The sequence below is a fragment of the Acidovorax sp. HMWF018 genome, assembly GCF_003061035.1.
GTDB lineage: Bacteria > Pseudomonadota > Gammaproteobacteria > Burkholderiales > Burkholderiaceae_C > Acidovorax > Acidovorax delafieldii.
The window spans coordinates 1-5,145 of sequence record NZ_QAIM01000467.1; the positions used below are offsets into that span (position 1 = coordinate 1).

At 61.4% G+C, this 5,145-nt stretch carries 6 protein-coding genes; all 6 read right to left on the reverse strand.

Going from position 1 to position 5,145, the window contains the following annotated elements:
• The coding region (locus DBR23_RS19610; protein WP_146191379.1) for a TolC family protein at positions 1–608 on the reverse strand (608 nt) is incomplete at its 3' end.
• Between the two features lie 75 nt (positions 609–683).
• Entirely contained in the window at positions 684–1,139 is a 456-nt protein-coding gene (locus DBR23_RS19615) for a hypothetical protein (RefSeq protein ID WP_060987635.1), read from the reverse strand.
• Between the two features lie 69 nt (positions 1,140–1,208).
• Entirely contained in the window at positions 1,209–3,461 is a 2,253-nt protein-coding gene (locus tag DBR23_RS19620) for a heavy metal translocating P-type ATPase (protein ID WP_199227752.1), read from the reverse strand.
• A 148-nt stretch (positions 3,462–3,609) separates the two neighbouring features.
• Positions 3,610–3,849, reverse strand: a complete 240-nt coding sequence (locus DBR23_RS19625) for a DUF2933 domain-containing protein (protein ID WP_082753193.1) — start codon at positions 3,847–3,849, stop codon at positions 3,610–3,612.
• A gap of 193 nt (positions 3,850–4,042) precedes the next feature.
• Entirely contained in the window at positions 4,043–4,456 is a 414-nt protein-coding gene (locus tag DBR23_RS19630) for a DUF305 domain-containing protein (RefSeq protein WP_233250588.1), read from the reverse strand.
• A gap of 27 nt (positions 4,457–4,483) precedes the next feature.
• Complete coding sequence (locus DBR23_RS19635) at positions 4,484–4,897, reverse strand: four-helix bundle copper-binding protein (RefSeq protein WP_108499315.1); 414 nt, start codon at positions 4,895–4,897, stop codon at positions 4,484–4,486.
• Between the last annotated feature and the right edge of the window lie 248 nt (positions 4,898–5,145).

The following is a 5,145-nucleotide window of genomic DNA, read 5'->3' on the forward strand; positions in this document are numbered from 1 at the left end:
CCCCCCGCGATGCGGGCAGGCAGGCTGTCCTGCAGGCGCTGGTTCTCACTCAGTAGACCGGTGAGTACCTGGTCACGTTGCTCGATAGCCTGGGCCATGATCCACGCTTGGCTCAGCTCCTGGCGGATCTGCAGGCGCTGGACGCCCAGGGCGGCGCGTTCGCGTTCCACCTTGGCCTCGGCGCCGGCAATCTGGGCATCTCGTTTGGCGCGGTTGGGCACCTCCTGCATCAGCGCCAGGCGCTGCATGGTCATGGACTCGCGCGTGAGGCTGAAGCGGTCCATGCCGCTGACGGGAAAGTTTTCGATCCCGACTGAGAGCTTGGGGTCCGGCAGGGTTCCCGCCGACTTCTGGGAACTGCTGGCCGCGTCAATCTGCAGCCGCTGGGCCGTGATGCGAGGGCTGTGCTGCTCGGCCAGGTCCAACGCTTCGGAAAAGCCCAGGGCGTGTGCCTGGTTGCCAGCCAATCCGATGCTGGCCAACAGGACCCCGAGAGCGCCCAGGCGCAGTTGGCGGAGGTTGCGCACCTGTATGCGCTGCGAGATGGGGTGAATGCGCTGGTGCGCAGACAGGCGCTCGCAGGGAGCGCCGAAGGAGATGATGGGCATGGTGGTCCTCGAAATGAAGGGGCACGAAGTCAGACTTGCGCAAACGCTGCAAGGCAGCGCGCAAGGCGTGCACGATCAATTCCGAAAGACCTGATGGGTTAGATAGATGGGGGGAGCGCCCGCTCGACTGTCCAGCTCCGCGTAGACAGCCCGAGGGTCAATGTGGCGCTCGGAGTCCAGGATCACAGGCAGCACATAGGCGACCCAGATGGCGTGCGCCGCGAGCGCCTGCAGATCGAGACCTTGGAGCGAGGGGGAGGACAAACTTTCGCCATCACAATGGGCTCGACACAGCTGAGGATCTTGCTCATCCATGGTACCCGCCATCGCGTGGCAATCGGGCATGGAGGGCATGCCGACGGCATCTTCCATGGCCATGCTCGCTTTTTGCATCGATGCCGCATGGGCTGCAGAGTCCAACTTGGGACAGGCATAGGCGGCCAACGCGAACTGCATCAGAAGCAATGCCGCGACCAGAACGCTGGCTATCCAGCGTCCTTGGCGCGATACGGTGCTTCTGGCGAAGATCATGGTGCGAATGGTATCCCCAGCGATGGCCACGGACTTAACCTAGATCAAATCCGGGCCTGCCGAGCCATCTCAGCCCTTGCGAAGTCGCAGGGCATTGGCGATCACGGACGCCGAACTCAGGCTCATTGCCAAGGCCGCGATCATTGGCGACAACAGCCAGCCGGTGAAGGGATACAGCAGCCCTGCGGCAATCGGTATGCCCAGCGCGTTGTAGAGGAAGGCGAACATGAGGTTCTGTTTCATGTTCCCCACCGTTGCCTCCGACAGTTCCCGCGCCGTGGAAATCCCCCGCAGGTCGCCCTTGACCAAGGTGACCTGTGCGCTGTTCATCGCCACATCGGTGCCAGTACCCATCGCGATCCCCACGTCTGCCTTGGCAAGGGCGGGCGCGTCATTGATCCCGTCACCCGCCATGGCAACAACACGGCCTTCGGCCTGCAGCCGGGACACCAGGGCCAGCTTGTCCGCAGGCTTGACCTCGCCATGAACCTCATCAATCCCCAGCTTTGCCCCCACCGCCTTGGCAGTGGTCATGCCGTCGCCCGTGGCCATGACGATGCGCAGTCCCGCCGCATGCAAGGTCGCCAGCGCTTCCGGCGTGCTGGCCTTGATAGCATCCGAGACCGCCAGCAGGCCTTGAAGCTGGCCATCGGCTGCCAAGTACATCACGCTCGCCCCTGTGGCGCGCAAGGCCTCTGCCTGTGCAAGCAGCGGGTTCGCAGAAACCCCGACCTGCTCCATGAGGACTGTGTTGCCCAGGGCGAGCTGGCGTCCAGCGACCTGTCCGCGCACCCCGATGCCAGACCCGGACTCAAAGTCCTCGGGCTTGTCCAGGGCCAGCCCCTTGGCGCGGGCCGCTTGGACAATGGCATCGGCCAGCGGATGCTCGCTGCCTTGATCCAGACTGGCTGCCAGGCGCAGAACCTCATCCTCGGACAGACCGGGCATGGCAACAACCCGCTCGAAGGAAGGCTTGCCCTCTGTGAGCGTGCCAGTCTTGTCCACGATCAGCGTATCCACCTTGCGCAGGTTCTCGATGGCTGCTGCGTCCCTGAACAGAACCCCGCTGGTCGCCCCCCGGCCGGTAGCCACCATGATCGACATGGGTGTTGCCAATCCCAACGCACAAGGGCACGCGATGATCAACACCGCAACTGCATTGACCAGGCCGTAGACCCAGCGTGGCTCCGGACCGAACAGGCCCCACGCGAACAGTGTGAGCAACGCGATACCCACCACGGCCATCACGAAATAGCCCGCCACCTGGTCCGCCATGCGCTGCATGGGAGCCCGTGAGCGCTGTGCCTGCGCAACCATCTGAACGATCTGGGACAGCATGGTGGCCGAGCCCACCCGCTCGGACCGGATCACCAGTGCCCCGTTGGTATTGAGCGTGGCACCGATGACGGCATCGCCAGGCCCCTTGACGATGGGCACCGGCTCGCCAGTGAGCATGGCTTCGTCCACCGCGCTGCTCCCCTCGACCACCACGCCATCCACCGGCACCTTCTCACCGGGACGTACGCGCAAGAGGTCTCCCACATGGACATGGGACAAGGGAACATCACTCTCCTGACCGTTGGCGTCGATACGCCGTGCGGTCTTGGGGGCCAGGCCCAGCAGCGATTTGATGGCGGCTGAGGTCTGGGAGCGTGCTTTCAGCTCCAGCATCTGGCCCAGCAGCGTGAGCGAGATGATGACAGCTGCGGCTTCGAAGTACACCGCCACGCGGCCCATGGCCTGGAACGAGGCTGGAAATACCCCAGGCGCCACGGTGGCAACCACGCTGTAGACAAATGCGGCGCCCGTGCCCAGGCCGATCAAGGTCCACATGTTGGGACTGCGGTTCGCGATGGACTGGGCACCACGCACAAAGAAGGGCCAGCCAGCCCACAGAACGATGGGAACGGTCAACACCAGCTCGATCCAGCTCTGAGTCGCCATCTCGAACCACTGCAAGCGGTGCCCAAGCATCGCCAGGACAGTGACCACTACTGTGAGAGGCAACGTCCACCAGAAGCGATGCCGGAAATCCACGAGTTCGGCGTTTTCTCCCTCATCCAGCGTGGGGAGCATGGGCTCCAGCGTCATGCCGCATTTGGGGCAGTTCCCGGGGTGGTCCTGCTGCACCTCAGGGTGCATGGGACAGGTGTAGATGGTGCCGGGCTGAGTTGCTTCAGGCCCGGCCCCAGACTTGCCTTGAGAGCCCGGTGCGTACTTCTGTGGCGCCTCAACAAAGCGCCCCTGGCACTTGGCGCTGCAAAAGTAGTAGTTGTGGCCTTCGTGGAGGGCGGTGTATTGGGACTCGGTCGTCACCGGCATACCGCAGACGGGATCCTTCAACGCCGCCTTAGACGGATGAGCGTGTCCTTCATGGCCTTCATGAGGCTGATGCCCGTGATGAGCATGTTCGTGGGGCGCTGCTGTAGCCATGGTTGCAATTCCTGAAGGTGTGTCGTGTAGCGCGGGATTAGTTGCGACCGGATCCGCCGCCATGAGAACCGTGGCCCCCATGTCCATGGAAGAGGTGCATTAGTGGGCAGGCCAGCAAGAGTAGGTAAGGCCAATAGCCAGCGATGTGCGACCAGTGCTCTCTCAGCAGAAAGAAAGCACCAATCAGTCCAAGCATGATCACTGCGCCGATCAACTTTTTGCGGCTTCCAGACGGATTTGTAGCCTTCGAATGCTCTGTGGTGTGGTCGTGGTTCATGGTGTTATCCAACAAAAGTCATCAGTGGTAGACCTTGGGGGAACGATAAGGCTTAACACAGTGGGAGTGTCAAGCAGGAACATCCGCCGACCTTGATCTCAATCAAGGGCCCGCACTGCAACAAGCATCCGACCGCACAGCCCTGGATTTCGACGATCCAAAAACCCAGGGCTGCGAAATCGGTCCACCAGGACTACTTGGCGGGAGCGGCAGGTGTCTTGCCACTGCGGGCCAGAAATGCATCCAGTTCAGCGATTTCCTTTTTCTGCGCCGCAACGATGTCCTTGGCCATCTTGAGCATTTTGGGATCCTTGCCATCCCGCAACTGGGCCTGGGCCATGTCAATCGCACCCTGGTGGTGGACCCGCATCATCTGGGCAAAATCCACATCAGGGTTGCCCGACATTGGCACGGATGCCATCTTGTCGCTGTTCTCCTTCATCATGGCCTTCATGTCCATCTTGCCCTGAGGCATCGATTGATCCATGCCGGCCCCCTTCATGCCCGAATGGGGCGCGGTCTGGGCCTGAACAGACAGGGGCGACAACAAGCTGCAAGCAACGAAGGCGGCAGCGGTGAGCGAGTGGGAAGTCGGGAATTTCTTCATGGTGTCTCCAAGTGTTGAGCAACGTGATCAAGCGACACGCGCCATGGTGTCGCACTCTTGGGCACACTTGAGGCAAGCCTGCGCACAGGCCTTGCAGTGGTCAGCTTCATGCTTGGCGCACTCATCGGCGCAGGCCTTGCAGATCTGAGCACACAGCGCGCAAATCGCAGCTGCATGCTCGCTGTTGCGCGCCATGGCGTCGGCTGCCAAGCCGCAGATCGCAGCACAGTCTGCGTCCAGGGCAATGCAGCGCGCCATCATTTTCACGTCGGCTTCTTTCAGACAAGCTGCGAAGCACACATGGCAGGCCGTCGCGCACGACTGGCAAGCCTTGATGCAAGACATATATGGGTTCGGGGGGTGGTTCATTTGGATCTCCTGATAGGTAATAGCTCGAAAGGTGAGCAGGGACCTGCGCAGGTAGCTGCGAGGAGCAACCATCTTTTGTCGTTTGGGGCATTCGGCGCTGTAGGCTGGCACCGCCTATTGGCGCGGCTTTCGAACGATCTACCCCCGATATGGGTCAAAAATTACGGGGAGATTTCATGACTGTTATCAATGTGTCACTTTTGCGCAAGGAGCAGCTGCAAGAGCCGCTTGCTTTTCTGCTTCGCACAGCAGACTTGAGGTTGCCCCTGAAAAGTGGAGTTCTTAACCCTTGTTGAAAATACCGACAAGGAGTTGAGCAA

Bases quoted from the DNA above. Each gene is read 5' to 3' on its own strand.
- DBR23_RS19615 (WP_060987635.1), bottom strand. From the start codon at position 1,139: ATGATCTTCGCCAGAAGCACCGTATCGCGCCAAGGACGCTGGATAGCC.
- DBR23_RS19620 (WP_199227752.1), bottom strand. From the start codon at position 3,461: ATGCCGGTGACGACCGAGTCCCAATACACCGCCCTCCACGAAGGCCAC.
- DBR23_RS19625 (WP_082753193.1), bottom strand. From the start codon at position 3,849: ATGAACCACGACCACACCACAGAGCATTCGAAGGCTACAAATCCGTCT.
- DBR23_RS19630 (WP_233250588.1), bottom strand. From the start codon at position 4,456: ATGAAGAAATTCCCGACTTCCCACTCGCTCACCGCTGCCGCCTTCGTT.
- DBR23_RS19635 (WP_108499315.1), bottom strand. From the start codon at position 4,897: ATGGTTGCTCCTCGCAGCTACCTGCGCAGGTCCCTGCTCACCTTTCGA.